Annotated in this window: 26 protein-coding genes and 1 riboswitch; of the genes, 13 read left to right on the top strand and 13 right to left on the bottom strand. The window is 68.9% G+C overall.

The features are described 5' to 3' along the window. Positions 1-118 precede the first annotated feature (118 nt). The 3 genes from ACT6SE_RS01320 to ACT6SE_RS01330 are packed head-to-tail and all read left to right on the top strand — an operon-like array spanning position 119 to position 2,561. Positions 119-1,183 (top strand): class I SAM-dependent methyltransferase, encoded by a 1,065-nt coding sequence (locus ACT6SE_RS01320; protein ID WP_046428647.1) that lies wholly within the window; start codon positions 119-121, stop codon positions 1,181-1,183. After that, on the top strand, positions 1,180-1,881 hold the full coding sequence (locus tag ACT6SE_RS01325) for a pseudouridine synthase (RefSeq protein WP_014645809.1): 702 nt from the start codon (positions 1,180-1,182) through the stop codon (positions 1,879-1,881). Before ACT6SE_RS01320 ends, ACT6SE_RS01325 begins: the two co-directional genes overlap by 4 nt. Further along, positions 1,878-2,561: an HAD family hydrolase gene (locus tag ACT6SE_RS01330; RefSeq protein WP_046428651.1), complete on the top strand. Its 684-nt coding sequence runs from the start codon at positions 1,878-1,880 to the stop codon at positions 2,559-2,561. Before ACT6SE_RS01325 ends, ACT6SE_RS01330 begins: the two co-directional genes overlap by 4 nt. A gap of 95 nt (positions 2,562-2,656) precedes the next feature. Here the strand turns inward: ACT6SE_RS01330 and fabB are convergent, their stop codons facing one another. Together fabB and fabA are read right to left on the bottom strand one after the other, a co-directional pair. Then, entirely contained in the window at positions 2,657-3,865 is a 1,209-nt protein-coding gene (fabB, locus tag ACT6SE_RS01335; RefSeq protein ID WP_014645811.1) for a beta-ketoacyl-ACP synthase I, read from the bottom strand. Then, the gene (fabA, locus tag ACT6SE_RS01340) at positions 3,865-4,380 is read right to left on the bottom strand and encodes a 3-hydroxyacyl-[acyl-carrier-protein] dehydratase FabA (RefSeq protein WP_014035851.1); all 516 of its coding nucleotides are present in this window, start codon (positions 4,378-4,380) and stop codon (positions 3,865-3,867) included. The genes fabB and fabA overlap by 1 nt, the downstream gene beginning before the upstream one ends. Between fabA and ACT6SE_RS01345 the strand changes: the two genes are divergently transcribed. Both ACT6SE_RS01345 and dinB read left to right on the top strand, forming a co-directional pair. Beyond that, a complete protein-coding gene (locus ACT6SE_RS01345) occupies positions 4,379-4,570 on the top strand; it encodes a hypothetical protein (protein WP_141098624.1) in 192 nt (63 codons plus the stop codon). The two genes, fabA and ACT6SE_RS01345, sit on opposite strands and share 2 nt — an antisense overlap. A 1-nt stretch (position 4,571) precedes the next feature. Continuing rightward, positions 4,572-5,666 carry a DNA polymerase IV gene (dinB, locus tag ACT6SE_RS01350; RefSeq protein WP_046428654.1) on the top strand — a complete coding sequence of 365 codons (1,095 nt, stop codon included), beginning with the start codon at positions 4,572-4,574 and terminating at the stop codon, positions 5,664-5,666. 250 nt (positions 5,667-5,916) lie between these two features. Here dinB and ACT6SE_RS01355 read toward each other — a convergent pair whose 3' ends face one another. Both ACT6SE_RS01355 and ACT6SE_RS01360 read right to left on the bottom strand, forming a co-directional pair. Continuing rightward, a complete protein-coding gene (locus ACT6SE_RS01355) occupies positions 5,917-6,828 on the bottom strand; it encodes an MBL fold metallo-hydrolase (RefSeq protein WP_046428657.1) in 912 nt (303 codons plus the stop codon). A 91-nt stretch (positions 6,829-6,919) separates the two neighbouring features. Next, a complete protein-coding gene (locus ACT6SE_RS01360; RefSeq protein WP_046428659.1) occupies positions 6,920-7,558 on the bottom strand; it encodes an NAD(P)-dependent oxidoreductase in 639 nt (212 codons plus the stop codon). A 108-nt stretch (positions 7,559-7,666) separates the two neighbouring features. On the opposite strand from ACT6SE_RS01360, the gene ACT6SE_RS01365 reads away from it, so the two are divergent. The 3 genes from ACT6SE_RS01365 to gph all read left to right on the top strand — a co-directional run bounded on the left by ACT6SE_RS01365 (position 7,667) and on the right by gph (position 10,117). Further along, the gene (locus ACT6SE_RS01365; RefSeq protein ID WP_014645815.1) at positions 7,667-8,596 is read left to right on the top strand and encodes a LysR family transcriptional regulator; all 930 of its coding nucleotides are present in this window, start codon (positions 7,667-7,669) and stop codon (positions 8,594-8,596) included. Next, the gene (locus ACT6SE_RS01370) at positions 8,593-9,384 is read left to right on the top strand and encodes a class I SAM-dependent methyltransferase (protein WP_014645816.1); all 792 of its coding nucleotides are present in this window, start codon (positions 8,593-8,595) and stop codon (positions 9,382-9,384) included. The genes ACT6SE_RS01365 and ACT6SE_RS01370 overlap by 4 nt, the downstream gene beginning before the upstream one ends. A gap of 64 nt (positions 9,385-9,448) precedes the next feature. Beyond that, positions 9,449-10,117 carry a phosphoglycolate phosphatase gene (gene gph, locus ACT6SE_RS01375; protein ID WP_046428663.1) on the top strand — a complete coding sequence of 223 codons (669 nt, stop codon included), beginning with the start codon at positions 9,449-9,451 and terminating at the stop codon, positions 10,115-10,117. A gap of 93 nt (positions 10,118-10,210) precedes the next feature. On the opposite strand, the gene btuB is transcribed toward gph, so the two are convergent. Beyond that, entirely contained in the window at positions 10,211-12,052 is a 1,842-nt protein-coding gene (btuB, locus tag ACT6SE_RS01380) for a TonB-dependent vitamin B12 receptor (protein ID WP_046428665.1), read from the bottom strand. A gap of 115 nt (positions 12,053-12,167) precedes the next feature. Beyond that, positions 12,168-12,390: riboswitch (cobalamin riboswitch) on the bottom strand. Positions 12,391-12,532: 142 nt separating this feature from the next. Here btuB and ACT6SE_RS01385 point away from each other — a divergent pair. Further along, complete coding sequence (locus ACT6SE_RS01385; protein ID WP_014645819.1) at positions 12,533-13,111, top strand: histidine phosphatase family protein; 579 nt, start codon at positions 12,533-12,535, stop codon at positions 13,109-13,111. A 91-nt stretch (positions 13,112-13,202) separates the two neighbouring features. Here the strand turns inward: ACT6SE_RS01385 and ACT6SE_RS01390 are convergent, their stop codons facing one another. Next, the gene (locus ACT6SE_RS01390; protein ID WP_014645820.1) at positions 13,203-13,565 is read right to left on the bottom strand and encodes a TfoX/Sxy family protein; all 363 of its coding nucleotides are present in this window, start codon (positions 13,563-13,565) and stop codon (positions 13,203-13,205) included. Continuing rightward, positions 13,562-14,044 carry a GAF domain-containing protein gene (locus tag ACT6SE_RS01395; protein ID WP_014645821.1) on the bottom strand — a complete coding sequence of 161 codons (483 nt, stop codon included), beginning with the start codon at positions 14,042-14,044 and terminating at the stop codon, positions 13,562-13,564. Before ACT6SE_RS01395 ends, ACT6SE_RS01390 begins: the two co-directional genes overlap by 4 nt. Positions 14,045-14,112: 68 nt before the next feature. On the opposite strand from ACT6SE_RS01395, the gene bioD reads away from it, so the two are divergent. Next, a complete protein-coding gene (gene bioD / locus ACT6SE_RS01400; RefSeq protein WP_041864050.1) occupies positions 14,113-14,796 on the top strand; it encodes a dethiobiotin synthase in 684 nt (227 codons plus the stop codon). Positions 14,797-14,871: 75 nt separating this feature from the next. On the opposite strand, the gene ACT6SE_RS01405 is transcribed toward bioD, so the two are convergent. From ACT6SE_RS01405 to msrB, 4 genes are all read right to left on the bottom strand, one after another. Continuing rightward, positions 14,872-16,320 (bottom strand): aminotransferase-like domain-containing protein, encoded by a 1,449-nt coding sequence (locus ACT6SE_RS01405; RefSeq protein WP_046428668.1) that lies wholly within the window; start codon positions 16,318-16,320, stop codon positions 14,872-14,874. Between the two features lie 242 nt (positions 16,321-16,562). After that, positions 16,563-17,300 carry a peptide-methionine (S)-S-oxide reductase MsrA gene (gene msrA, locus ACT6SE_RS01410; protein WP_032959274.1) on the bottom strand — a complete coding sequence of 246 codons (738 nt, stop codon included), beginning with the start codon at positions 17,298-17,300 and terminating at the stop codon, positions 16,563-16,565. A gap of 14 nt (positions 17,301-17,314) precedes the next feature. Then, positions 17,315-19,084: a cytochrome c biogenesis protein DipZ gene (locus tag ACT6SE_RS01415; protein ID WP_046428671.1), complete on the bottom strand. Its 1,770-nt coding sequence runs from the start codon at positions 19,082-19,084 to the stop codon at positions 17,315-17,317. A gap of 2 nt (positions 19,085-19,086) precedes the next feature. Beyond that, a complete protein-coding gene (gene msrB, locus ACT6SE_RS01420) occupies positions 19,087-19,659 on the bottom strand; it encodes a peptide-methionine (R)-S-oxide reductase MsrB (protein WP_032959218.1) in 573 nt (190 codons plus the stop codon). Between the two features lie 144 nt (positions 19,660-19,803). On the opposite strand from msrB, the gene ACT6SE_RS01425 reads away from it, so the two are divergent. Together ACT6SE_RS01425 and ACT6SE_RS01430 are read left to right on the top strand one after the other, a co-directional pair. Then, entirely contained in the window at positions 19,804-20,523 is a 720-nt protein-coding gene (locus ACT6SE_RS01425) for a response regulator transcription factor (RefSeq protein ID WP_014645826.1), read from the top strand. Then, positions 20,520-21,989 (top strand): sensor histidine kinase, encoded by a 1,470-nt coding sequence (locus ACT6SE_RS01430; RefSeq protein WP_444811084.1) that lies wholly within the window; start codon positions 20,520-20,522, stop codon positions 21,987-21,989. Before ACT6SE_RS01425 ends, ACT6SE_RS01430 begins: the two co-directional genes overlap by 4 nt. Here the strand turns inward: ACT6SE_RS01430 and ACT6SE_RS01435 are convergent. Both ACT6SE_RS01435 and ACT6SE_RS01440 read right to left on the bottom strand, forming a co-directional pair. Next, positions 21,986-23,332, bottom strand: coding sequence for an ATP-binding protein (locus tag ACT6SE_RS01435; RefSeq protein WP_046428672.1), 1,347 nt, complete (start codon positions 23,330-23,332; stop codon positions 21,986-21,988). The two genes, ACT6SE_RS01430 and ACT6SE_RS01435, sit on opposite strands and share 4 nt — an antisense overlap. Then, complete coding sequence (locus tag ACT6SE_RS01440) at positions 23,329-24,018, bottom strand: winged helix-turn-helix domain-containing protein (protein WP_014645829.1); 690 nt, start codon at positions 24,016-24,018, stop codon at positions 23,329-23,331. Before ACT6SE_RS01440 ends, ACT6SE_RS01435 begins: the two co-directional genes overlap by 4 nt. A gap of 349 nt (positions 24,019-24,367) precedes the next feature. Here ACT6SE_RS01440 and asnB point away from each other — a divergent pair, with 349 nt between their 5' ends. After that, positions 24,368-26,269: an asparagine synthase (glutamine-hydrolyzing) gene (gene asnB, locus ACT6SE_RS01445; protein WP_088375433.1), complete on the top strand. Its 1,902-nt coding sequence runs from the start codon at positions 24,368-24,370 to the stop codon at positions 26,267-26,269. Positions 26,270-26,445: the final 176 nt, after the last annotated feature.

Raw genomic sequence — 26,445 nt, forward strand, 5'->3', positions numbered from 1 at the left:
ACGTTTCAATGTTTCTGGCAGATCAAGGCCCCGTTCGGGTTTCGCAAAGCGGCCTGCCGGGGCCGGCCCGGCCAAGCCGGTACAATGGACGGCCCTCACGCTTGAAGTACCCGCGCCGATGGCCTCCAGCGACGACGCCCCCCTGCAGACCCTGCTCCTGCCGTTCTCCCAAGGCGCCCTGCGCTGGCCGGAGGGCCCGGTGGCTTTCCTGCGTGCCCGCGATGGCTGGCCGCTGCGCGAAGCGGCCGGCAACCGCGAGCTGCACTGCGAACAGAGCTTTGCCCCGTTCGCGCAGCCGCTGCAGCAGGCCGCCGGCTGGACCGTCAGCGGCCAGCTGGACGATGTGGCCGGCAAGTGCCGTTACCCGCTGGTGCTGGTGCTGCCGCCGCGCCAGCGTGAAGAAGCCCGTGCGCTGTTCGCCCGCGCGCTGGCGCTGGTCGCCGAGGGCGGCCGTATCGTCGCCTGCCAGTCCAACAACGAAGGCGCGCGCTCCGGTGAAGGCGACCTCAAGCAGCTGGCCGGTCTCGGCGGCTGCCTGACCAAGAACCACTGCCGCGTGTACTGGACCGCCCCGCTGCAGGGCCAGCACGACGCCGACCTGGCCAAGCGCTGGTCGGCGCTGGATGCGGTGCGCCCGATCATGGGCGGACGCTTCCTCAGCCGCCCGGGCGTGTTCGCCTGGGACCGCATCGATCCGGCATCGGCGCTGCTGGCCGAGCACCTGCCGGCCGACCTGGCCGGCCGCGCCGCCGACCTTGGCGCAGGCTACGGCTATCTCTCGCGCGAGCTGCTGGAACGCTGCCCGAAGATCACCGCGCTGGACCTGTACGAGGCCGAGCAGCGTGCGCTGGCCCTGGCCGAACTGAACCTGGCGCCGCCGCCGCGCGCGCTGCCGCTGCGCTTCCTGTGGCGCGACGTCACCGCCGGCATCGAGCCGGGCTACGACGTCATCATCAGCAACCCGCCGTTCCACACGCCGTCGCGTGCCGACCGCCCGGACATCGGCCAGCGCTTCATCGCCGTGGCCGCGCAGGCGCTGCGCCCGGGCGGGCGCCTGTACGTGGTGGCCAACCGCCATCTGCCGTACGAGCACACCCTCAACGACAGCTTCGGTGCGGTGCGCGTGGTCGCCGAGCGCGACGGTTTCAAGCTGGTTGAAGCAGTGAAGGGGAAGGGCAAGTGAAGCTGGTCAAGCTCATCGCCAACCTGGGCTATGGCAGCCGCAAGCAGGTGCAGTGGATGTTCCGCGAAGGCCGCGTCACCGACGCCGACGGTGAGGTGCTGTACGCCGATGACCAGGTGCCGCACGAGGCGATCCGCGTCGATGGCGAGCCGCTGGACCCGCCGGTGGGGCTGTCGATCGCGCTGCACAAGCCCGCCGGCTACACCTGTTCGACCAAGGACACCGGCCGCCTGATCTACGACCTGCTGCCGCCGCGCTTCCGCGACCGTGATCCGGTGCTGTCCACGGTGGGCCGCCTCGACCGCGAGACCAGTGGCCTGCTGCTGCTGACCGACGATGGCGGCCTGCTGCACCGGATCATCTCGCCGAAGTCGAAGCTGCCGAAGGTCTACGAAGTCGAGTTGAGCGAGGACCTGCGCGGCGACGAAGTGGCGTTGTTCGCCAGCGGCACGCTGATGCTGGAGTCCGAGAAGACGCCCCTGCTGCCGGCTGAACTCGAAGTGCTGGAGGCGCGTCGCGCACGCCTGGTGCTGCATGAAGGCCGCTACCATCAGGTACGCCGCATGTTCGCCGCCACCGGCAACCACGTGCAGGCCCTGCACCGCAGCCGCGTCGGCGGGCTGGACCTGCAGGGGCTGGACGAAGGGCAATGGCGGCAGCTCACTTCCACCGACCTGGATACGTTGTTCGCTCCATGACCCCCTTCGCTGCGCTGCCGTTCCTGCCCGACGCCGTCATCTTCGACATGGACGGTTTGATGATCGACAGCGAGCGGGTCTCGCTGGCCTGCTGGAGCGAGGCCGCCGACGAATTCGGGCTGGGCCTGGAGGAAGCGGTGTTCCTGCGCATGGTCGGCCTCGGCGACCACGATACGCATGCGTTGCTGCGCGCGCAGGGCATCGAGGACAGCCTGATCGACGCGGTGGCGGCACGTTGCCATGAGCTGTACGAAGCACGCACGCAGACCGGGCTGCCGCTGCGGCCGGGCATCCTGGAGCTGCTGGAGCTGCTGAAGGCGCACGCGGTACCGCGTGCGGTGGCGACCACCACGCGGCAGCCGCGCGCCAACCGCAAGTTGGCGGCCGCAGGCCTGCTGCCGTACTTCGATGCCGTGATCACCAGTGGTGATGTGGCGCGGCCGAAGCCGGCGCCGGATATCTACCTGCTGGCCGCGCAGCGGCTGGGCCAGGCGCCCGAACGTTGCCTGGCGCTGGAAGATTCACCGGCCGGCACGCGGGCCGCACTGGCCGCCGGCATGACCGTGATCCAGGTGCCGGACCTGGTGCATCCGGATGAAGAGCTGCGCGCACTGGGCCACCGCATCGTCGGCTCGCTGGTGGACGCGCACGCCCTGCTGCTGCCGCTGCTGCCGAAGTAGCGGTGGCTGCCGACCTTGGTTGGCACTGAGCCGGGCATGGGCTCGGCTTCACATCTTCTGGTGGGTGCCGACCGTTGGTCGGCACACCTGTTCAATCACACCCGCCCGAACACCAGCGCAGCGTTGGTGCCACCGAAGCCGAAGCTGTTGGACATCACCGTGTCCAGCTTCTGCTCGCGGCTTTCGCGCAGGATCGGGAAGCTCTCCACCTTCGGGTCCAGCTCGCCGATGTTGGCCGAACCGGCGACGAAGCCATCGCGCATCATCAGCAGGCAGTAGATCGCCTCGTGCACGCTGGCCGCGCCCAGCGAATGGCCGGACAGCGCCTTGGTCGAGGACAGCGGTGGTACCGCATCGCCGAACACTTCACGGATCGCGTTGAGCTCGGTGACATCGCCCAGCGGGGTCGAGGTGCCGTGGGTGTTGAGGTAGTCCAGCGGGCGATCGACGCCCTGCAGTGCCATCTTCATGCAGCGCACCGCGCCCTCGCCGGACGGCGCGACCATGTCGGCGCCATCGGAGGTCACGCCGTAGCCGATCAGCTCGGCATGGATGTGCGCGCCACGCGCAACGGCGTGGTCGTAGTCCTCCAGCACCAGCATGCCGCCGCCACCGGCGATGACGAAGCCGTCGCGGTCCTTGTCGTACGGACGCGAGGCGCTGGCCGGGGTCTCGTTGAAGCTGGTCGACAGCGCGCCCATCGCATCGAACATCACGCTCATCGACCAGTGCAGGTCTTCACCGCCACCGGCGAACATGATGTCCTGCGCACCGTGGCGGATCATGTCCGCGGCAGCGCCGATGCAGTGCGCCGAGGTCGCGCAGGCGGCCGACAGCGAGTAGCTGACGCCCTTGATCTGGTAGGCCGTGGCCAGGCAGGCCGAGACCGTCGAGCACATCGTGCGCGGCACCATGTACGGGCCGACCTTGCGCACGCCACGTTCGCGCAGCAGGTCGACCGCGCCGATCTGCCATTCGCTGGAGCCGCCGCCGGAACCGGCGATCAGGCCGGTGCGCAGGTTGCTGACCTGCTCGGGGCTGAGCCCGGCATCGGCGATGGCATCGCGCATGGACAGGTAAGCGAAGGCCGCCGCGTCGCTCATGAAGCGCTTCTGCTTGCGGTCGATCAGCGCCTCCAGATCGAGGTCGACGCGACCGCCGACCTGGCTGCGCAGGCCCGCTTCGGCATGGTCGGCCAAGGCGGTGATGCCCGAGCGCCCTTCGCGCAGCGCGGCCGAAACGGTATCCAGATCATTGCCGAGGCAGGACGTGATGCCCATGCCGGTGATGACGACGCGACGCATCAGAAGCTCCCGGTTTCAGTGAACAGGCCGACGCGCAGGTCGCGCGCGCTGTAGATTTCGCGGTCATCCACGTACATGCGGGCGTCCGACTGGGCCATCACCAGCTTGCGGTTGATGACACGGCTGATGTCGATCTCGTAGCGCACGAGCTTGGCGTCCGGCAGTACCTGGCCGGTGAACTTCACCTCGCCGCAGCCGAGTGCGCGGCCCTTGCCTGGGGCACCCAGCCAGGTCAGGAAGAAGCCGGTCAGCTGCCACATGGCGTCCAGGCCCAGGCAGCCGGGCATCACCGGGTCGCCGATGAAGTGGCAGCCGAAGAACCACAGGTCCGGGCGGATATCCAGCTCGGCGCGTACCATGCCCTTGCCGTGCGGTCCGCCGTCCTCGTGGATGTCGGTGATGCGGTCGAACATCAGCATCGGATCGTTGGGCAAACGGCCGGCGGCGGTGCCGAACAGTTCACCGCGTGCGCTGGCCAGCAGCTGTTCGCGGTTGAACGCGTGGAGACGGGTCATGAAGCACAATCCTGGAAGCGGGGAAACAGGGAAACAAGCGTTCGAGGATGCCCGTGGAAACTTCGCCGATCAAACATTTCAACCGTACGCAACCGTAGTGTTTTCAATGGAATACGCGCATCCTGTTGATGTGCAACGACCATACTTCGGCGTGTGGCCCGTTCGACACGCCCCCGCCCTTTCCGCCTGACATGACCCGACTGCGCAAGATCATCCACGTCGACATGGACGCGTTCTACGCGTCGGTGGAGCAGCGCGACGATCCGTCACTGCGCGGCAAGCCGGTGGTTGTGGCATGGCGCGGCGCGCGCTCGGTGGTGTGTGCGGCGTCCTACGAGGCACGCGTGTTCGGCGTGCGTTCGGCGATGCCGGCGCTGCGCGCCGAACGCCTGTGTCCGGACGCGATCTTCGTGCCGCCGGACTTTGCACGTTACAAGGCGGTGTCACGCCAGGTGCGCGAGATCTTCCTGCGCCACACCGACCTGGTCGAGCCGTTGTCGCTGGACGAGGCCTACCTGGACGTGACCGAGCCGAAGAGCGGCATCGAACTAGCCACCGACATCGCCCGCACCATCCGTGCGCAGATCCGCGAGGAGACGAACCTGACCGCTTCAGCCGGGATCGCGCCGAACAAGTTCCTGGCCAAGATCGCTTCGGACTGGCGCAAGCCCGATGGCCAGTTCGTGATTCCACCGCAGCGGGTGGACGCGTTCCTGCTGCCGCTGCCGGTGAACCGGGTGCCCGGCGTCGGCAAGGTGATGGAAGGCAAACTTGCCGCGCGTGGCATCGTCACCTGCGGCGACCTGCGGCAGTGGTCCCTGGTCGACCTGGAAGAGGCGTTCGGCAGTTTCGGCCGCAGCCTGTACAACCGTGCACGCGGCATTGACGAGCGGGCGGTGGAACCGGACCAGCAGGTACAGTCGATCTCCTCGGAGGACACCTTTGCCGAGGACCTGCTGCTGGAAGACCTGGGCGAGGCGATCGTGCAACTGGCGGAGAAGACCTGGAATGCCACGCGCAAGACCGAACGCGTCGGCCACACCGTGGTGCTGAAGCTGAAGACCGCGCAGTTCCGCATCCTCACCCGCAGTTTCACCCCGGAGCGCCCGCCGGAATCGATGGAAGAACTGCGCGACATCGCACTGGCCCTGCGCGCCCGCGTCGACCTGCCGGCGGAGACGCGTTACCGCCTGGTCGGCGTCGGGCTGGGTGGGTTCCGCGAAAAGGAGGCCGTGGTGCAGGGGGAATTGTTCGAGCACGGACCGAACGATTCCACATCCCTCTGATCGGCAAAGGCGGGGTCAGAGCCCGTTGCGCAGCAACGGGATCCGACCCCAGCAGATTGCCGAGATCTGTCGAAGGCGAGGTGGGTCCGGTTGCGGGGGTGTGAGCGGCATGGATGCCGCGACCAAGCCCCCATGGACGGGTTCACGGCGTCCCCTGCCATCGGACCCACCCCGCCAACCCACAGATATCCAGCTGTTGCCGTTGCATTGAGCAGGTGCAGGGCGCAGCCCTGCAAAACAACCCTTTACCTTAAGGCCACTGCATCTCGCCCTTGGCCACCTTCGCGCTCAGCTCCAGCGATGCGACGCCGTCCAGCTTCGGGTAGCGCGCCTGCATCGCTTTTACCAGCGCCGTACTGTCCCTGGCCTTTGCCGTCTCGGCATCGAACGCGCGGATGTAGTCCGCGGTGAAGCGCAACGCACTGGCATCCAGCGCCGCACCCGGCGCGTAGTGCCCCGGCACCACCACCTTCGGCTTCAGTGCCTGCAACCGCTGCAGGGTCTGCAGCCAGTCGGTGTGCGACTTCGGCGTCTGCGTGTCGGCCATCCACACGTGCTCGCCGGCCACCACCGGAATGCCACCGACGATCGCGCGCAGCGACGGCACCCACAGCACCGTGCGGTCCGGGGTCGGGCCATCCAGGCCGATCAGCGGCAGGCGCTGGCCTTCCAGCTGCAGGGCATCGCCATCCAGCACCTGCGGCAGCACGATGCGCGCGGGCACGTCGGCACCCATCTTCGGTCCCCAGTAGGCCAGCTTGCCGGCCTGGGTCTGCTGGATATGGGCGACGGTCTGCGCGGTGGCGACGATGCGTGCCTGCGGGAACGCGTCCTGCAGGGTGGCCAGGCCGAAGTAGTAGTCCGGATCGCCGTGGCTGATGTAGATCGTGGTCAGCTGCTTGCCGCTGGCGCGGATCAGCTCGACCAGCTTGCGCGCATCGCTGGCACCAAACTGCGCATTGACCAGGATCGCGTCGTGGCGGCCTTCGATCAGCACCGAGGACACCGAGAACATTGCCTGCGGGCCGGGATGGAAGGTCTGCAGGTGCAGCTGGGATTTCGTCGCCGCCGCCGGCGCCGTGGTGGCCGGTGCGGCCAGCAGCGGCGCACTGGTGAAGCTGGCGGCCAGGGCGAGGGGAAGCAGCAGGGCAGCGGTACGCATGGGAATTCCTTGTGTAGAGCCGGGCCAATGCCCGGCTGCATGTTCGCGTAGAGCCGAGCGCGGGCTTGGCTCTACATGGGACGTGCGTGGATCAATACGCTGCGGTGATGATCTGCTTCGGATACGCGTGCGCTTCCAGCTCGGCGACGAACGCCGCGCCATAGTCGGCGTAGCTGATGCGGCTGTGGCCGCTGGTATCGGCCAGGAACGCCTTGGGCTGCACGCGGTACTGGCCGCGCTCTTCACCCGGGCCGATTTCGGCGGCCGGCGAGAAGAAGGTCCAGTCCAGGTCGTCCACTGCCTGCAGGCGGTTGAACGCCTCGCGGTGGGCCAGCGCGTACGGCTTGTAGGCCTCCGGGAAGGTGGGGGTGTCGACCAGCTGCACGCCGGGTGCGACTTCCAGGCTGCCGGCACCGCCAACCACCACCAGGCGCGGCACGCCGGCCTTGCGCGCGGCAGCCGCCAGCTGCGCGGCGACCTCGCCGACGCGGCCGATGTCATCGCCCGGGCGCGGGCCGTAGGCACTGGCGAGCACGTCGTGGCCGGCGATGGCGGCAATCAGCGCGTCCTGGTCATCCAGCGAGGCGATCACCGGATGGGCACCGGCCAGCTCGGCCGGGAGGTCCTGCGCGCTGCGCACGATGACGGTGAGTTCGTGGCCGCGGGCCAGCGCGTGGCGGGCGATCTGGCGGCCGATGTTGCCGGTGGAACCAACGAGGGCGATCTTCATGGCAGGACTCCGTGGGGCGCTGTGGGGTGGGAATGGCGCCACTCTAGGCCGCTGCAGTCGCTCGAAAAGCAGCGTATAACGCGCTTGTTTGTTGCATGGATCGAGCATATGGACCGATTGACCGCCATGACCGTGTTCGTCGAGGTGGCCGAGCGCGGCAGCCTGACCGCGGCGGCAGAGGTGCTGGACATGTCGCGGGCGATGGTCAGCCGCTACCTGGCTGAGGTCGAGGGCTGGCTGGGCGCACGCCTGCTGCACCGGACCACGCGCCGGGTCAGTCTGACCGGGCCCGGCGAGGCGGCACTGGCGCGCTTCCGGCAGATGCTGGCGATCGGCGAGGAACTGCAGGGCGAGCTGGCCAGCGATGATCCCGAGCCGCATGGCACGCTGCGGGTGACTGCCAGCGTGTCGTTCGGGCAGAGCCACCTGGCGCGGGCGGTGGCCGGCTTTGTTGCGCGCCATCCGGCGGCACGCATCGAGCTGCTGCTGGTCGACCGCACGGTCAACCTAGTGGAGGAGCGGGTGGACCTGGCCGTGCGCATCGCGCGCCAGATCGATCCCAGCCTGATCGCGCGGCGGCTGGCCACCTGCCGCTCGGTGCTGTGCGCGACGCCGTCCTACCTGCAGGCACGCGGCACGCCGACTGCTCCCGAGCATCTGGCCGCGCACAACTGCCTGACCCACCACTACGTCGGCAAGAGCCTGTGGCAGCTGCACCGAGACGGCCGTTCGCTGTCGGTGGCGGTGGGCGGCAACATCAGCGCCAACGAGGCCTCGCTGCTGCTGGAGGCGGTGCGGGCCGGTGCCGGTATCGCCATGCTGCCGACCTACCAGGTGGCGCCGCTGCTGCGTACCGGCGAGCTGATCGAACTGCTGCCCGAATTCAGCCTGGACGAACTCGGCATTCATGCCGTGTACGCGTCACGGCGACAGCAGCCCGCTATCATGCGGCGATTCCTGGACTACCTGGCCGAGTGTTTCGCCAGCCCGGCCTTCCAGGATCTGGATTGGCGCCCACCGGGCAAGGAGAACACATGAACCATGGACAGGCCTTGATCGACCACAACCGTGCTGCCTGGGACCGCCAGGCCAGCGAAGTGCGCGAATGGTCGCGCCCGGTGGAAAGTTCAACCATTGCCGCCGCGCGCGAAGGCCGCTGGCAGGTGCATCTGACCCCACGCGCGCTGCCATTGGACTGGCTGGGCGATGTGCGTGGCCGCCGCATCCTGTGCCTGGCCTCGGGCGGGGGCCAGCAGGCACCGGTGCTGGCCGCTGCGGGCGCCGACGTCACCGTGTTCGATCTCTCCGACGGGCAGCTGGAACAGGACCGCAGCGTGGCGGCGCGCGATGGCCTGCAGCTGCGCACGGTGCAGGGCGACATGCGCGACCTGCACGTATTCGCCAACGACAGCTTCGACGTGGTGTTCCATCCGATCTCCAACCTGTACGTACCCGACGTGCGCCCGGTGTGGACCGAATGCCGCCGCGTGCTGGCGCGCGACGGCATGTTGATGGCCAGCTTCTACAACCCGGTGCTGTTCGTCGGCGCGCGCGATCCGCAGCTCGATGCGCAGGGCCTGATCCGGCCGCAGTACGCCATTCCCTATTCGGACCTGGAAGACCTGCCCGCCGCAGAACGTGAGGCGAAACTCGGCCGCGGCGATGCGCTGACCTTTGGCCACAGCCTGACCGAACTGATCGGCGGGCAGCTGGATGCGGGGTTCGTCATTGATCGCTTCATGGAAGACTGGCAGCCGCAGCCGCGCTTCCTGATCGACCGCTACCTGCCCACGTTCCTGGCCACCCGCGCACGCCGGATCGGTTGAGGCGGATCGGCGCAGAAACCAGCGGCGTACAATGGGCGGCCCCACGTCGTGCAGGTGCCGTCCCTTGTCGTATCCCTATCCGCTGGTCGTGTTCGACCTAGATGGCACGCTGGTCGACAGCGCAGCTGATATCGCCGAAGCACTGAACCGCACGCTGGAAGACATCGGCATGGCACGCGTGCCGGAAGCCACGGTTCTGGGCTGGATCGGCGACGGTGTGCGCCGCCTGGTCGAGCAGGCCGTGCATGCCGCGGGTCGTGAGGTCGACCTGGCCGAAGTGATGCCGGTGTTCATGGCGCACTACCGTGAGTGCCTGCTGCGCAGCCCGCGCCTGTTCGATGGCGTGGCCGAAGCGCTGATGCAGCTGCGTGCAGGCGGTGTTCCGCTGGCGATCTGCACCAACAAGCCCGAAGCGCTGGTGCCGCCACTGCTGCAGCACCTGGGCATTGGTGATGCGTTCGCGCTGGTACTGGGCGGCGATTCGCTGCCGCAGCGCAAGCCCAGCGGTGAGCCGCTGCGGCACATCGCTGCGCACTTCGGGCTGGCGGTGGATGCCTGCCTGATGGTGGGTGATTCGTTGACCGACTACCGCGCCGCCGAAGAGGCAGGCATGCCGATCGCACTGGTGCGTTACGGTTATCCGCGTGGCCTGGACCTGGCCACCGCACAGGCGGTGGCGGTGATTGACGACCTGCGTGAGTTGCCGGGGCTGGCCGCGGGCGTTCGGGTGTAGAGCCGAGCCCACGCTCGGCTGCTTCATTGCGTGAGCCGAGCATGGGCTCGGCTCTACAGTAGATCGGCGCCGGGCGATGCCCGGCGCGCGCCTTCATTTCGGCTGGTAACGCACGCTCAGCTGGTACTCGCGGCCGGGCTGGTTGAACCACGCCACCGTCTCGTAGCGGCGGTCGAACACGTTGGCGGCACGTGCCAGCAGCGACCACGCCGGCGTCAGCGCGTACTCGGCGCGCAGGTCCAGCGTGCCGTAGCCGCCGACCTTCACCGCGTTGGCGGCATCGTCATAGCGCTTGCCCGCACCCTGCACGGTCAGGCCGGCGCGGAAATCGCCGAAGCGGCGGTCGACGTCCAGGCGCGCGGTCTGCTGTGCACGGCGCGGCAGCCAGTTGTCGAACTGGGTGCTGCCATGGGTGCGGTTGCGCGGGTCGGTGTAGCTCAGCTGCGCGTTGAGGTCGAAGCCGGCCAGCAGCACGCCACCGGTCAGTTCGGCGCCACGGATGCGCGCCTTCTCCACCTGCTGCATTTTCATCGTGGACGCATCGTAGGTGATCAGGTCATCGATGCGGGTCTCGTACACGTCCAGGCCCCAATGCCAGCCCTGGCCCTGCTGCGAAACACCGAGGTTGGCGCTCTTGGACTTCTCCGGCTTCAACGTCGGCACGCCGCTCCACGGGTCGTACAGGTCGCTGAAGGTCGGTGCCTTGAAGGCGGTGCCGTAGCTGGCATTGACGCGCAGGCCGTGGTCCAGCTGCATTGCCCAGCCGAGGCTGCCGGTGGCATGGTTGCCGAACTGCTGGTTGTCGTCGTTGCGTGCGCTGGCCTGCAGCTGATGGCGGCCGAAGCGGCCCTGGTACTGCACGAACACGCCGGTGTTGCGACGGCTGTCGACGAGGTAGCCCGCGCTGCTGCCGTCCAGGTTGTCTTCGCTCCAGTCCACGCCGGTGCTCAGCAGCTGGCTTCCGGTCAAGGTGAAGTCACCCTGCAGCGAGGCGCTGTCGCGGTGGGTCTGCGCGCTGCCGCGTGCGCCGAAGTCGCCGAAGTTGTCCGATTCGTTGTCGCTGCGGCCGACGTTGGCGGTGAACGCCAGGCGCCCGGACGGGGTGTAGCGCACCTTGCCGGCCAGCACCTGCTGGCGGGTTTCCGAGTAGTTGTAATAGCCGTCGTAGTGGTTCTTGCCGTCGGCGCGCAGCGCACTGCCTTCCACATTCCACTGGTCGTTGAAGGTGTAGCCGCCACGCAGGCTCTTGGACAGGTTGCGGTAGCCGTCGCGGTCGGGTTCGTCAGCGAAGCAGCCGGTGAACAGCGTCGCCGAGCCACGGCAGGCATCGACGCCATCGGAATGCTGGTAGGCGATGTCGGCGCCGAACCAGCCGCGTTCGGTGCCACCTCCGATGCCGCCGCTGGCTTCGCGCAGGCCGTTGCTGCCACCACCGAGCTGGAAGTGCGGAGCAAAATCGCCCTGGTTGCGGCGGGTGAAGATCTGGATCACGCCACCGATGGCGTCGGCGCCGTACAGGCTGGACTGCGGGCCGCGCACGATTTCCACGCGTTCGATCTGCGCCAGCGGCAGGTCCTGGTACATGGCCAGGCCGAGGTCGGCACTGTTGATGCGCACGCCATCGACCAGCACCACGGTGTGGCCCGAGTTGGTGCCGCGCAGGAACAGCGAGCTCTGCTTGCCGAGCCCGCCGGCATTGGTCAGGTTGATGCCGGCGCGGCCGCGCAGCAGTTCCTGCAACGAGGTGGCCTGGCTGGATTCGATCTGCGCGCGGTCGATCACCTGGGCTGGTGCGATGCTGTCCTGCAGGGCGATCGGGGTGCGGGTGGCGGTGACCAGGATCTGGTCGAGCGCGGTGGTGTCATCGGCGGCCTGGGCCAGCGCGGGCAGGGCGGCCAGCACGGCCAGGGACAGCATTCGGGACTGCAGCTTCATGGGGGACTCCAGGTGCCACGCACGCCCGCGTGGCGAAGGGGAGGAGCCGCGAAGGCAGGCATGCGCCGACGCCGCAGCGCAGGCTGCGGTCATCCAGCGCCATGCCCACCGCACCGCGACCTGAGGCTTCCGGGCCGGTCTCCGGGCTTGCCGCCGGGTGGCGCGAGGCCACCGTCCAGGCGCCTTCCCATGCCTGCGGCACAGTGGCGTTGTTGCCTGGAACTGACGTGCTTACCGTTGCGGGGGCAGCGCCGGCCTGGCGTGGATTCACGCGTCACCGGCTTCCCGTTTCAACCTGCCGGCCGTGGCCGCAGGTCACCTGGAAGTGCGCGCAGTCTACGGCATCGCAGGCGGCCCGTAGCGTCGAGCGTACCCGACTGCCTTTGCTGTGCCCTTAGAATGGTCCCTCGATCCCGTGGTGCCGTTGCCGATGTCCGCCCGTTTTCCGCTGTTCCCGCGTTGCCTGTACAGGACGCACGCATGATCCTCGACCTGGTCCGCCATGCCGGCAACGGTCGCGATGAGTTCCTCGATGGCCGCAGCGATCCACCGCAGCTGGCCCGCCTGCCGCAGGAACTGGTCGAGGCCTACGCTGCGCAGCCCTGGGAACGGGTGATCAGTTCGCCGCGGCTGCGCTCGCTGCACACGGCGATGGCCCTGGCCACCCCGCGCGGGCTGGACGTGGAAGCGGAGGAGGAATGGGAAGAGCTGGATTTCGGCGATTGGGACGGGCAGTCGCTGTTCGACCTGCCGGAGGATGCACTGGCGGCCTTCCATGCCGATCCGCATGCATACCCACCGCCCAACGGTGAGAGCTGGGGCCACTTCGAGCGGCGTATCGCGCGCGCGCTGGATCGACTGCTCGATGATGACGACCCGGTGCCAACGCTGGTGGTCAGCCATGGCGGCCCGCTGCGCATGGTGCTGTCGCAGGTCTGCGGCCTGCCGATGTCGCTGTGCTGGGCACTGCGCATCGACCACGGCACGCGCCTGCGGGTACGGCTGGAACGTGGCGAAGCCGGGCTGGCAGGCGAGCTGCTGGAACTGCAGCAGCCGTAACCCATCGGTAGTGCCGGCCGCTGGCCGGCAGTCTCAGGAATGTTGAAAAGACCACGCAGTTGCCGGCCAGCGGCCGGCACTACCGGTGCGGTCAATCCTCGTCCGCATCCTCGGTCACGCTGTCTTCCGCGTCATCGTCGGCATCGAAGCGCTGCTCATGCACCGGACCCGACGCCGGGCCGGCCGCCTTCAGCGGATGCGCGGCGATGCGTGCTTCGTAATCCTGCACCAGCGCCTCACGCTGCGGCTCGCTCAGTTCCTGCCAGTGGCAGTCCAGCAGCGCGCCTTCCAGCGAGTACAGCAGGTTCAGGCTGGGCTTGAAGCCGGCGCGCTTGACCTTGACGAAGGCGCCGACTGCGCCGGTCGCAACCAGGTCCTCGCGGCTGCGCAGGCCGACCTGGCGCAGCCACGCTGCACTCTTGGGGCCGATGTTGCGCAGCTTCGGTGCGCTCATCCCAGCGCCTCGACGAACACGCGGGCGATGGCTTCCAGGCCGGCCTGGTCATCGGCATCGAAGCGGCCGATCTTCGGGCTGTCGATGTCGAACACGCCGATCAGTTCATCGCCGCGCAGCAGCGGCACCACCAGTTCCGAACGCGAGGCCGAATCGCAGGCGATATGGCCGGGGAAGGCATCGACGTCGTCCACGCGCTGGGTCACGCGCTGGCTGGCGGCGGCACCGCACACGCCCTTGTCCAGCGGGATGCGCACGCAGGCCGGCAGGCCCTGGAACGGGCCGACCACCAGCTCCGTGCCGTCGTACAGGTAGAAACCCACCCAGTTCAGGTCGGGCAGGGCGTGGTAGACCAGTGCGGAGAGGTTGGCCGCGTTGGCGATGCGGTCGGACTCGGCGTAGACCAGGCCACGGGCCTGTTCCAGCAGCTGGGCGTATTGTTCCGGCTTGCTGCCGGTAAGCGAGGCATTGGCGAACATGCCCGCAGTCTAGCAAGCGCGCCGGGCCGGCGATAATGCACGCTCTGTTGCCCTGTTGGAGCCCATCGATGCCGTTGCCCGCTACGCTGCCGCCCGCCCTGTTCATTACCGGCACCGATACGGAGATCGGCAAGACCGCGGCCAGCACCGCGCTGCTGCAGGCGCTGCGCCGGCGCGGCCTGCGCGCGGTGGGCATGAAACCGGTGGCCAGCGGCAGCGAAGACCTGGGGCAGGGCCTGCGCAACGAAGACGCGCTGGCGCTGCAGGCGGCCAGCTGGCCGGTGCCGGACTATGCCGATCTGAACCCGTATGCGCTGCGGCAGCCGCTGGCACCGGAGCTGGCCGCTGCCGAGGACGGCGTGCGGGTGGAACTGGCGCCGATCGTGGCTGCGTTCGCGCGACTGCGCGCACAGGCCGACATCGTGGTGGTGGAAGGCGTCGGTGGGTGGCTGGCGCCGGTCTCGGCCACGCTGGACCAGCTGGACCTGGTGCGAGCACTGCAGTTGCCGGTGCTGCTGGTGGTGGGCATGCGGCTGGGCTGCGTCAACCATGCGCGGCTGACTGCGCAGTCGCTGCAGGCCAGCGGCGTGCAGTGCCTGGGCTGGATCGGCAACCACATCGACCCGGCGATGCAGCGCCAGGATGAGAACATCGCCACGTTGCAGCAGCGCCTGCCGATGCCGTGCTGGGGACGGCTGCCGCATCTGCCGGGTGCGGATGGCGAAGCGCTGAGCGCGCACCTGCTCGAGTGATCCTGGGTAGTGCCGACCGCTGGCCGGCAACCGCATCCACCCGGTGATCCCGATGTTGCCGGCCAGCGGCCGGCACTACCGTGCTGCGGCCGCCAGCTCCCGCGCGATCGCGCCCAGTCGTTCCACCGCGCCAATGAAGCGCGCATCCAGGGTCTGGCAGCACGACAGCCGCAGGCAGTGGCGGTATCGCGCGCCACGTGAATAGACCTGGCCGGGCATGAACACGATGTCCTCCTGCAGCGCTCGCTCGAACAGCTCGCGCGTATCCACGCCCGGCAGTTCCAGCCACAGCAGGAATCCGCCCTGCGGTTCGGTGGCGCGGGTGCCGGCCGGGAAGTGCTCGGCCACCAGCTGGCGCAGCCGTCCCACCTGGTCGCGGTACAGCCGGCGCATGCGATGCAGGTGGTGCTCGTAGCTGCCGGCTTCCAGATAAGCCGCGACCGCGTCACCGAGCAGCTGCGGCTCGCCGCCGGTGGACTGGAATTTCAGCAGCGCGATGCGCTCGGCGAAGCGGCCGCCATCCAGCCAGCCGATGCGGTAATCCGGCGCCAGTGTCTTGGAGAAACCTCCGACCACCATCACCCAGCCGTCGCGATCGAAGGCCTTCAGCAGGGGCGCCGGCGGTTCGCAGAACTGCAGCTCGGCGTACACCGCGTCCTCGATCAGCGGCAGCTGCCGTGCGTTGACCAGCTCGGCCAGGCGCTGCTTGGCGGCGGTCGGCATGGTGCAGCCGAGCGGGTTGTGCACGGTCGGCATCACCACCAGCGCGGCCAGCGGTGTGTGCTGCAGCAGCGCGTCCAGCGCACCCACATCCAGTCCGTGCTGCGGATGGGTGGGCAGCTCGATGGCCTGCAGGCCGAGGTTGGCCAGCAACGGATACAGGTTGAAGTAGGACGGTGCCTCGATGCCGACCGCATCACCGGGCTGGGTGACCGCGCGCAGCGCCAGCTGCAGGCCCTCCATCGCACCATGGGTCAGCAGCAGGCGTTCGCTGCGGGTGTGCAGCCCCATGCGCGGGCCACGCCGCACGATCTGCGCCAGCAGCCGTGGCGAGCCGTTGGGGCGCGCGTAGGTCTCCACCGTCTGCTGGCCGTGCCGCAGCACCTGTGCGGTATGCCGGGCCAGCTGCGCGCCCGGATAGAACTGGCGCCCCCGCGGACCGGCAAAGGCCAGGTCGATCACACCGGGGCGGCGCTGTGCTTCCAGCACGCGGGCCATCAGCACCTGCTGCAGTGGTGCGGTGGGTGCGGACGGGGTATCACGCAGCGAACGCTCTGGCACCGACAAGCGCGGCGCCACCTCGAAGCCGGCTTTGGGCCGCGGAATGACCAGGCCGGCGTCCTCCAGCTGGCGATAGGCGGCAATCACCGTGTTCAGGCTGAGCCTGCGCTGCAGGGCCATCTGCCGCAGCGAAGGCAGGCGGCTGCCAACCGGAAGGCGTCCGCCGTGGATGGCCTCGGCCAGCTCATCGGACAGCCGTTGGTAGCGGGGTGGGATCATCGCGCTCTGGTCATCTGTATCCATCGAATTTCCCATCATCTGGTGCTGTACCCATGATGATGGCGAGCCTAGCATGTCGTTGTCGGCCGGGCCTGATCGGGGCACGGCCGATACTTCCCAAACGCACGGCTGGATGGCCGTGCGTCTTTTTCTGTGTGTAGAGCCGAGCCCATGCTCGGCTGCACTTCCGCCAACAGCAGCCGAGCGTGGGCTCGGCTCTACAGAGAGCACCGCCGAGCGTCGGTCAGCCCAAGGGGGAATGCCGGCTACCGCATCGGCACCAGCACCGCCTCGCGCCGGTACAGCGCCGGGAACTGCCTGCCCAGCGCGGCCAGCTTCGGTGCGTCGTAGTAGCGGATGTAGGCCGCCTGCGGGTAGTTGGTCATGTAGTTCTGGTGGTAGCTCTCGGCCGGGTAGAAGCGTTGGCCGCTGACCAGCTGGGTGACGATCGGCGCGCGGTAGCTGCCGGCCTGGCCGAGCTGGGCGATGTAGGCGCGGCTGGCAGCCTGCTGGCGTGCGTCGTCACTGAAGATCGCCGAGCGGTATTGGCTGCCGTGGTCCGGCCCCTGCCGATTGAGCTGGGTCGGGTCGTGCACCACCGAGAAGAACACCTGCATCAGCTGCCCGTAGCTGACCTGGCGCGGGTCGTAGTCGATCTTCACTGCTTCGGCATGGCCGGTCTGGCCACCGCTGACGCGCTCATAACGCGCATTGGCCGCACTGCCACCGATGTAGCCGGACACGGCATTGCTCACGCCCTTGACGTGCTGGAACACGCCCTGCACACCCCAGAAGCAACCACCGGCGAACACCACGCTGGCGTGGCTGGCGTCATCGCGGAACGCCGCATCGCCGGTGGGGGCCGGCAGTGCCTGGATCTGCGCGCTGGCCTCGACCGGCGCCGCAATCGCGCCGTGGTCAACCAGCAGCACACCGGCAATCAAGGCCGTGGCCACCAGGCCGGCCACACCGGCGGCGATGCCCTGTTCAAAGGAGAGTTTCATCATGTCCTCCCGGTTCAACCGAAGGTGAAGGCATAGGCCTGCACGCCCGCATCGAGGAACTCGATCTCGAAGCGATGCGGACCGACTGCGCCGCGCTGGCGCACCAGCTGGTACAGGCGGTGCTCGTCGACCACGCCACTGCCATCGGCACCAACATCACTGCCGGCATCGGCGGCGGGCAGCGCTTTGCCGTCCAGCCAGACGCGGAAGCGCACCGGCCTGCCGTCCTCGCTCGGTGCCAGCACCAGGTGCAGGTCGCGCGCATGGAACTGGAAGGCGATGCGGCCGCCGGCCTGCTGCAGCTGTGCGGCCTCATCGGTGACGGTCCAGCGCCCGGACAGCCCCCACTGGTTCAACGCCAGGGTGGCCGGCAGCGTGTAGTCGAACGCGGCGTCGCTGCGCTGCCCGCCGGGCGAGGCGAACTGCTCGGCGCGGGCGTGGCCCAGGTAGGTTTCCGGCGAACGCAGGTTGCCCATGTCGGCCTGCACGGCCACGCCCTTCAGGCCGGCGGCAGCGGGATCGGCCGGTGGCGGCAGATTGGTCTGCCCGGCTTCGGTCAGCAGGCGACGGATCATCTGTTCCGAGCGCGCATAGTTGCCCTCGCCGAACTGGTGGCCGCGGATATTGCCCTGCGCGTCGACGAAGTACTGCGCCGGCCAGTAGCGGTTGTTGAAGGCGCGCCAGATCGTGTACTGGTTGTCCAGCGCCACCGGGTACTCGACCTTCAGCTGCTGCACCGCTTTCATCACGTTGCGTGGGTCACGCTCGAAGGCGAACTCCGGCGTGTGCACGCCGACCACCACCAGGCCGTGGTCGCGGTAGCGTCGCTCCCATTCGTGCACGAACGGCATCGCGCGCAGGCAGTTGATGCAGGAATAGGTCCAGAAATCGACCAGAACCACCTTGCCGCGCAGCTGCTGTGCACTCAGGGGCGGGCTGTTGAGCCAGCCAGTGGCACCGTCCAGCGCGGGCAGCGTGCCCTCCACCGGCAGCGCTGCATCGGCACCGGCATTGGCGCCGGCCATCATCATCATCGGCGGTGCCGCCGGCTGCGCGCCGGGCACTGCATCCAGCAGGCGTTGCTCGATACGGGCGGTGCTGACCGTGGACAAGCGGGTCAGCAGGCCGGTATCCCAGCCGAGGCCGATCGCCACGACGGCCAGCAGCGCGGCCACACCCAGCACCTTGCGAAGTACATCGCCGAGGCCGAGCCGCGCCTGCATCGCGCGGAACACCCGGCCGCCGATCCACACCGCCAGCGCCAATGCGGTGATCGCACCCAGTGCGTAGGCCAGCAGCAGCGCAGTGGTACCGACGCTGGCGCCATGCAGGGCGGCGCCGGTTAGCACCAGACCGAGGATCGGCCCGGCACACGGTGCCCACAGCAGGCCAGTGGCGATGCCGATCAGCAGCGAGGTCCACGCGCCGCCGTGCCCCGCGGCATCCGCCGCATCGGCGCGCGCACTCAGGCGGGCACCCATGCGCTGGAACGGCGCCAGCAGGTGGTCGGCCAGTCGTGGCCAGAGCAGGGCGACCGCGAACAACGCCATCAGCAGCAGGGCGACCCAGCGTCCGACCTGGTTGGCCTGTGCCACCCATTGGCTGCCCACCGCGGCCAGGCTGGCGACCACGGTGAAGGTGAGCGCCATGCCCAGCAGCAGCGGCAGCGTGCTGCGCAGGAACGGGCGATCGGCACGCGCGAACACGAACGGCAGCACCGGCAGGATGCAGGGGCTGAGCAGGGTCAGCGCGCCCCCCAGATAGGCAAGCAGCAACAGCAGCATGGTCAGGCTCCGGAAGCAGGGGAAGAACCGACCGGCACCCGCCAGCCGTCGGCAGTGCCATCCGTGGCGCCGGGAGCGAACACCATCGCCGCACCGTTCATGCAGTAGCGCAGCCCGGTGGGGCGTGGCCCATCGTTGAACACATGGCCGAGATGGCCGCCGCAGCGGCGGCAATGCACCTCCACCCGCAGCATCCCGAAGGTGACGTCGCGGTCTTCGCCGATGGCGTTGTGCAGCGGCGCCCAGAAGCTGGGCCAGCCGGTACCGCTCTCGAACTTGGTGGACGAGGAGAACAGCGGCAGTGCGCACCCGGCGCAGGCGAAGGTGCCCTGCCGGTGTTCCTTGTTGAGCGGGCTGCTCCAGGGGCGCTCGGTGGCCTGCTGGCGCAGCACCGCGTACTGCGCCGGCGTCAGTCGCTGGCGCCACTCGGCATCGCTGTGCATGACCTCGAACTGTCGCGACGGGCGCGCTTCGGCGGCGGCCGGGGCGGCGCGGCTGCAGGCCCCCAGGCCGAACAGGCCGGCGGCGGTGGCGACACCGCCCAGGCCCAGCAGATGGCGGCGGGAGAGGGACATGGCGGACTCCGGGAAGGGGCGACGGGGCCATGCTGCGCCCGCCCGGGTCAACGAATCCTCACGCAGGATTCAATTTTTCGTGAGGTATCGGCGGCCGTCCCGCGCCACAATGCAGCCAGCCTCCCCACTGGCCCCGAGCTGCCGATGTCGACCAAACGCGTGCTGATCGTTGAAGACGATGCCCACATCGCCGACCTGCTGCGCATGCACCTGGGTGATGAGGGCTACGACGTCGCCCATGCCGCCAGCGGCGATGCCGGCCTGCGCCTGCTCGAGCAGGACGGCCCGTGGGATGCGCTGGTGCTGGACGTGATGCTGCCCGGCGTGGACGGGCTGCAGGTGTGCCAGCGCGCACGCGCGATGGCGCGGTATGTCCCGATCATCATCATCAGCGCGCGCGGCAGTGAAACGCAGCGCATCGTCGGCCTGGAACTGGGCGCGGACGATTACCTGGCAAAACCCTTTTCGATGCCGGAACTGGTGGCACGGGTACGTGCGCTGCTGCGCCGCGCCGAGGCGATGGCGCAGAGCGCGCGCATCGATGCCGGCGCGATCGAGCTGGGTGGGCTGCAGCTCGATCCGGTCGCGCGCACCGCTTCGGTGGATGGCAACACGCTGGAACTGACGCCGCGCGAGTTCGACCTGCTGCTGTTCTTCGCCCGTCATCCGGACCAGGTGTTCGCGCGCATGGAACTGCTCAACCAGGTCTGGGGCTACCAGCACGATGGCTACGAGCACACGGTCAACACCCACATCAACCGCCTGCGCAGCAAGATCGAACCCGACCCGGCCAACCCACGGCGGTTGCTGACGGTGTGGGGCCGCGGTTACAAGCTGGTCGACCCGGCCGGGGCGGCGGCATGATCAAGCCGAACCTGTGGCAGAAGCTGGCGGTGGTGACCGCCGCGCTGATGCTGATGTGCTGCATGGCGCTGCTGGCACTGCAGATGCGTGCCAACACCCGCCACGAGCAGGAAGTCGTGCAGCGGCTGTCGCTGGGCCTGGCCGAACATATCGCCCAGCGCAGCGAGCTGATGGACACCAGCGGCATGCGCGATGCCGCGGTGCGCGCGCTGTTCGGCCAGCTGATGGCGGTCAACCCCAGCGTCGAGGTCTACCTGCTGGACGACCAGGGCCGCATCCTCGGTCACGATGCACCCAGTGGACATCTGGTGCGCAACCGGGTGGACGTGGCGCCGTTGCGTCGCCTGCTGGCCGGTGCACCGCTGCCGATCCTCGGCGATGACCCGCGCAGCGCCGATGGCCGCAAGGTGTTCAGCGCTGCACCATTGATCGTGCAGGGCCGGCCGGCCGGCTATGTGTACGTGGTGCTGGTCGGCGAGCACCGGCAGATGCTCGCCGACGATCTTGCCGCCGGCAGCCAGTGGAACACCACGCTGTGGTCGGTGGTGCTGGTCGGCAGCCTCGGCCTGTTGGCCGGGCTGGTCGCGTTCTACTGGGTGACGCGTCCGTTGCGGCGGCTGACCCGGCGGATCCAGGCCTTTGACATCGATGCGCCGACGCCGCTGCCGCCGCCGGAGCCGCTGCGCGCTGGTGAGCGCGACGAACTGGTGATCCTGGAACATGCGCACGCGCAGATGGCGCAGCGGCTGGGCGAGCAGTGGCAGCAACTGCGCCAGCAGGATCTGCAGCGCCGTGAACTGGTCGCCAACATCTCGCACGACCTGCGCACGCCGTTGTCGTCGCTGCACGGCTACCTGGAAACGCTGGCGTTGAAGGACGCCACGCTGTCACCGGACGAGCGCCGCCGCTATCTCGGCATTGCGCTGGCACAGAGCGCCAAGGTCGGCCGGCTGGCGCGCGCGCTGTTCGAACTGGCGCGGCTGGAGCACGGCGAAGTGCGGCTGGAGTGGGAAGTGTTTGCGCTGCCGGAGCTGCTGCAGGACGTGCTGCAGAAGTTCGAACTGGCGGCACAGGCGCGTGGCCAGCAGCTGCACGCGGCGTTTCCGCCCGGCCTGCCGCTGGTCCGTGCGGACCTGGGCCTGGTCGAGCGGGTGCTGACCAACCTGCTCGACAACGCGCTGCGCCATGCACCCGAGGGTGGCCAGATCGAGGTGCGCCTGTGCGCGACCGCCGACAGCGTGGAGGTCTGCGTCGCCGATGATGGCCCCGGGGTAGCCCCGGCGCTGCGTACCCAGCTGTTCCAGGCACCGGCCGCGCTCGGCGCGCGGCGTGGCGACAACGGCGGATTGGGCCTGTTGATCGTGCAGCGCATCGTGCAGTTGCATGGCCGCCGCATCGAACTGCGCGACAGCGAACGGGGCGCGCTGTTCGTGTTTGCCTTGCCGCGCGCGGAAACGGCGGTCTAGCAGGCTGCCTCGGCCTCCACGACACCGCCGGTTTCCAGCGGCAGGTGCAGGCGGATGCAGGCGCCGCCCAGCGCCGAATCGGTCACCTCGACCTGGCCGCCATGCTTGTCGGCCACCACCTGCACCAGCGCCAGCCCGAGGCCGAAGCCGGGGCTGCCCGGGTCCAGCCGCACATAGGGTTGCAGCACCTGGCCGCGCAGTTCCGGTGCGATGCCGGGGCCGTCGTCCTCCACTTGCAGGCACAGCCAGCCGTCATTGACTGTGCTGGCGATGCGGATCTGCCGACGCGCGTAACGCAGCGCATTGCCGAGCAGGTTGCGCAGCGCCAGTTCCAGCATGTGCCGGTTGACGTTGACCAGGCCCACCGGCGACAACGCCTGCTGCACCGGCATCGGCAACGGTGCGAACTGGGCCATCACGCCGCGCACCAGCGCCGCCAGCTGCAGGCGCTGGCGGGTCAGCTGATGGCAGCGGCCCAGTGCGGCGTATTCGACGCCGGCATCGGTGAGGTGCTGCAGCCGATCGACGTCGGTGCGCAGCCCGCCCAGCGCATCGCGCTGCACATCGTCGAGCGCAGTGTCTTCCAGGTCGGCCAGGCCGAAACGCATCCGTGCCAACGGCGTGCGCACCTCGTGCGCGACCGCCTGGGCCAGCACGCGCTGGCTTTCCAGCAGTTGCTGCAGCTGCTCGGCCATGTGGTTGAAGGCGTTGGCCAACGGCCGCACCAGCGCGGTGCCGGCGCGCGGCGCACGCGTGTCCAGCTGGCCGTCGCGCATGCGGCGGGCCGCCTGGGCCAGCTGCGAGACGTCGCGCCACAGCCGGTACACCATCACGTACATCGGCAGTGCCACCGCTACCATCAGGATCAGCAGCAGGATCGCCACACCGGATACTTCGCTGTCCTGCCAGCCTTCGTCCGGCAGCGCCTCGTCCAACGGGCCCAGCATCACGGCGTAGTCGCTGTCGCCGATCCGCTGCAGGCTGCGCATGTGCTCCAGGTCGATCTGTACGCGGCCGTTGTTGAACGGCGGGCGCTGGCTGGCCGGCAGCGCCTTCACCGCCTCGGCCAGCGGCACCATGCGCAGCGCGTAGGCGAAATCGGCGTCGAGTTCGCGCGCCAGTGCCGGCCACTGCTCGCGCGGGGTTTCGGCGAAGCGATGCTGCAGCAGCGCGTGCGTGCCGCGCATCTCGGCCTGCAGGCCGGCTTCGGTGCGGTCTTCCAGCAGGGCGTCCCAGGCCCACAGGCCCAGCACGATCAACAACAGGTGGGCGACCAGGAAACCGATGCCGTAGCGCAGGAAGTGGAAGGCGTGGCCGCGCATCGCCGAGGGTGTGCGTTTCATCCCCATGCCGAGCGGCTGAACAGGTAGCCGCGGCCACGGACGGTCTTGATCCGTTCCGGCTGCTCCGGGTTGTCGCCCAGCTTGCGGCGCAGGCGCGAGATGCGGGCATCGATTGAGCGGTCCAGGCCATCGAAGGCGATGCCACGCAGGCCGCGCAGCAGCGCGTCGCGGTCCAGGATCTGGCCGGCATTGCTGGCCAGCAGGAACAGCAGGTCGAACTCGGCGGTGGTCAGCTCCAGCAGGCTGCCCTGCAGGTGCACGTTGCGGGTGGACGGGTCGATGCTCAGCTCGCCGAAGCGCAGGCTGCCGTCACGCGGTTCGACCCGGCGGTGGCGGCGCAGGTGGGCGCGCAGGCGGGCCAGCAGCACCCGCGGTTCGATGGGTTTGCCGATGTAATCGTCGGCCCCCAGTTCCAGGCCCAGCACCTGGTCGATGTTGTCGGTACGGGCGGTCAGCACGCAGATGATGCCGTCATAGTGGGGCCGGATCTGCCGACACACTTCGAAACCATCCTGGTCGGGCAGGCCTACATCGAGCAGCACCAGGGCCGGCTTCTCCGCCAGGATCCGGGCCACGGCGCGCTCGCCGCTGCGCTCGTGGGCCACCTGGTAGCCATGCCGTTGCAGGTAGTCGCTGACCATCGTTCCCAGGCGGGCATCGTCTTCGACCAGTACGATATCCAGCATTTCCAAGGCCTCCGTGGGCGCAAACGTACCGCCACGGCACGAGCGCGGCGATGCTATCCCAGGCTTCGGGCCGCCCGGGTCCCGGGGGCGGGCGCCATTCAGCCGGGGTTGCTGGCGCGCGGGCCGGGTCTCAGTCCCGGCAACAACTTGGCGGCCAGCATAGCCTGTTGCTGTTACAAAACGTTACCTTCGTGATACGGCTGGTGACGATCGCTGACAGCAAAGCGACTGACGCCGCGCGCCCCCGCGCCGAGCATGGAGTCTCCTCCGCTCCGCGTGCCGTCCCCATGTCGCCCGCCGCCCCCTGCCTGCCGAACCCGTCCCGCCGCTGCCAGTGCGGAGGCTTCCGATGAGCGGCGTGGTCGGGGCCTGGCTGCCGCCCGCCGAGGATGAGCAGCTGCTGCAGCAGCTGGCGCCGATGCTGCGCGCGCTGCAGCAGCGTGGGCGTGGCCGCATCGGCTACTGGACCGACGCCGAGGCCGGCCTCGCGCTGGGCCATTGCCGGGCGCCGACCGATACGCCGTTGCAGCCGCTGAGCTCGGACTGCGGTCGCTACGTGCTGTGCCTGGACGGCCGCCTGTACAACCGCGGCGACCTGCAGGCGCAGCTGCGCGATCTGCCCCGCAGTTGCAGCGATGCGCGGCTGCTGCTGCAGGCGATCGTCGAATGGGGCGTGCAGCGGGCGCTGTCGCGCATCGAAGGCGCCTTCGGTTTCAGCGTCTGGGACCGGGAGTCGCGCGTGCTGTGGCTGGCCCGTGATCCGGTGGGCGAGCGGCCGCTGTATTACGGCTGGTACCAGGGCCAGTTCCTGTTCGCCTCGGAGTTGAAGGCGCTGCAGGCCTTCGCCGGCTTCGCGCCGAGCATCGACCAGGATGCCCTGAGCCTGCTGCTGCGCCACGACTATGTGCCGGCGCCGCACACCATCTACCGTGGCATCCACAAACTGGTGGCGGGCGCGATGCTGCGTATCGATGTCAGCGACCATGCCGCGGGTTGCTCCAGCCAGGCCGCGCAGGGCGGCGCGCGTTACTGGTGCGCACGCGACGCGATGCAGAGTGCACTGCAGGAGCCGCTGCAGCCGGCGCCGAGCCTGGAACAGGCCACCGACCAGCTTGAAGCGGTACTGCAGAAGGCCATCGCCTCACGCATGCACTCGCCCCTGGCGTGCGGCGCGTTCCTGTCCGGCGGTACCGACTCCTCGCTGGTGACGGCGATGATGCAGGCACAATCGACCCTGCCGATCGAAGCGTGGACGGTCGGCTTCGACGATCCGGGGCATGACGAAAGCGACTGGGCGTCACAGGTCGCGCGCCATCTGGGCGTGCAACACCACCTGCATCGCATGGACGCGCGCCAGGGCCTGGACCTGCTGCAGCGCCTGCCGCAGGTCTGGTGCGAGCCCTTCGCCGACGCCTCGCAGCTGCCGACGCTGCTGGCCAGTGAACTGCTGGGGGCGCGCAAGCCGGTGGCACTGACCGGTGACGGTGGCGATGAACTGTTCTTCGGGCATCCCAGCTATGGCCGCGCGCTGCGCAATGCGCGCCTGTGTGGTGGCCTGCCGGACTGGGTACGCGACCTGGCGCGGCGCAGCGGCAACCGCATGAACGTCGAGCGCGGCCGCCTCGGTGGTTGGCGCGCCCTGGTGGCCGAGGTGGCTGCCAATGATGTGGAAGGTCACTACCTGCAGCGCGTGACCCGCTGGCGGCAGCCGGCGCAGGTGGTGCTGGGTGCGCGTGAGCCGGTGACGATCTTCCAGCAGCAGGACACGGCGCTGCCGGCCGAGGCGCGCATCCAGCTGCTGGATTTCCGCATGGACCTGGCCGAGGGCATCCTGGCCAAGGTTGATCGTGCGGGCATGGCGGCGGGCGTTGAAACCCGTGCGCCGCTGCTGGACATGGAGGTGGTGCGCCTGGCCTGGCGGCTGCCGCAGCACCTGAAGTACCACGATGGCGAGCACAAGCTGATCCTCAAGCACCTGCTGGCGCGCTACCTGCCGGATCCGCTGGTGTATCGCCCCAAGCGCGGCTTCGGCCCGCCGATGGCGCGCTGGCTGGCCGGTCCGTTGCGCGACTGGGCGGAGGCGCTGCTGGATCCGCAGCTGCTGCGCAACCAGGGCTGCTTCGATGTGGCACGCGTGCGTGGTATCTGGGAGGCGTTCCTGCGGGGCGAGCGCAAGTGGCACACGCACCTGTGGAACGTGCTGATGTTCCAGGCGTGGCACCAGCACTGGCATGGTGGTCGCGGGCGCTGAGCCCTTCCTGCATCGCGTGCGGCGGGTTCATTCTGCGTGGCGCCGGGCCGATGCCCCTGCGTACGAATGTCCTCCGGCGCCGGCCGTTGGCCGTCACCTCCCCCTTTACTTCGTACGCAAGGGCATCCGCCCTGCGTTCGGAGTTCGTCGGCGCCTCATTGAAGGCAGATTGTTCG

Source organism: Stenotrophomonas sp. LC732, from assembly GCF_052446685.1.
Taxonomy (GTDB): domain Bacteria; phylum Pseudomonadota; class Gammaproteobacteria; order Xanthomonadales; family Xanthomonadaceae; genus Stenotrophomonas; species Stenotrophomonas muris.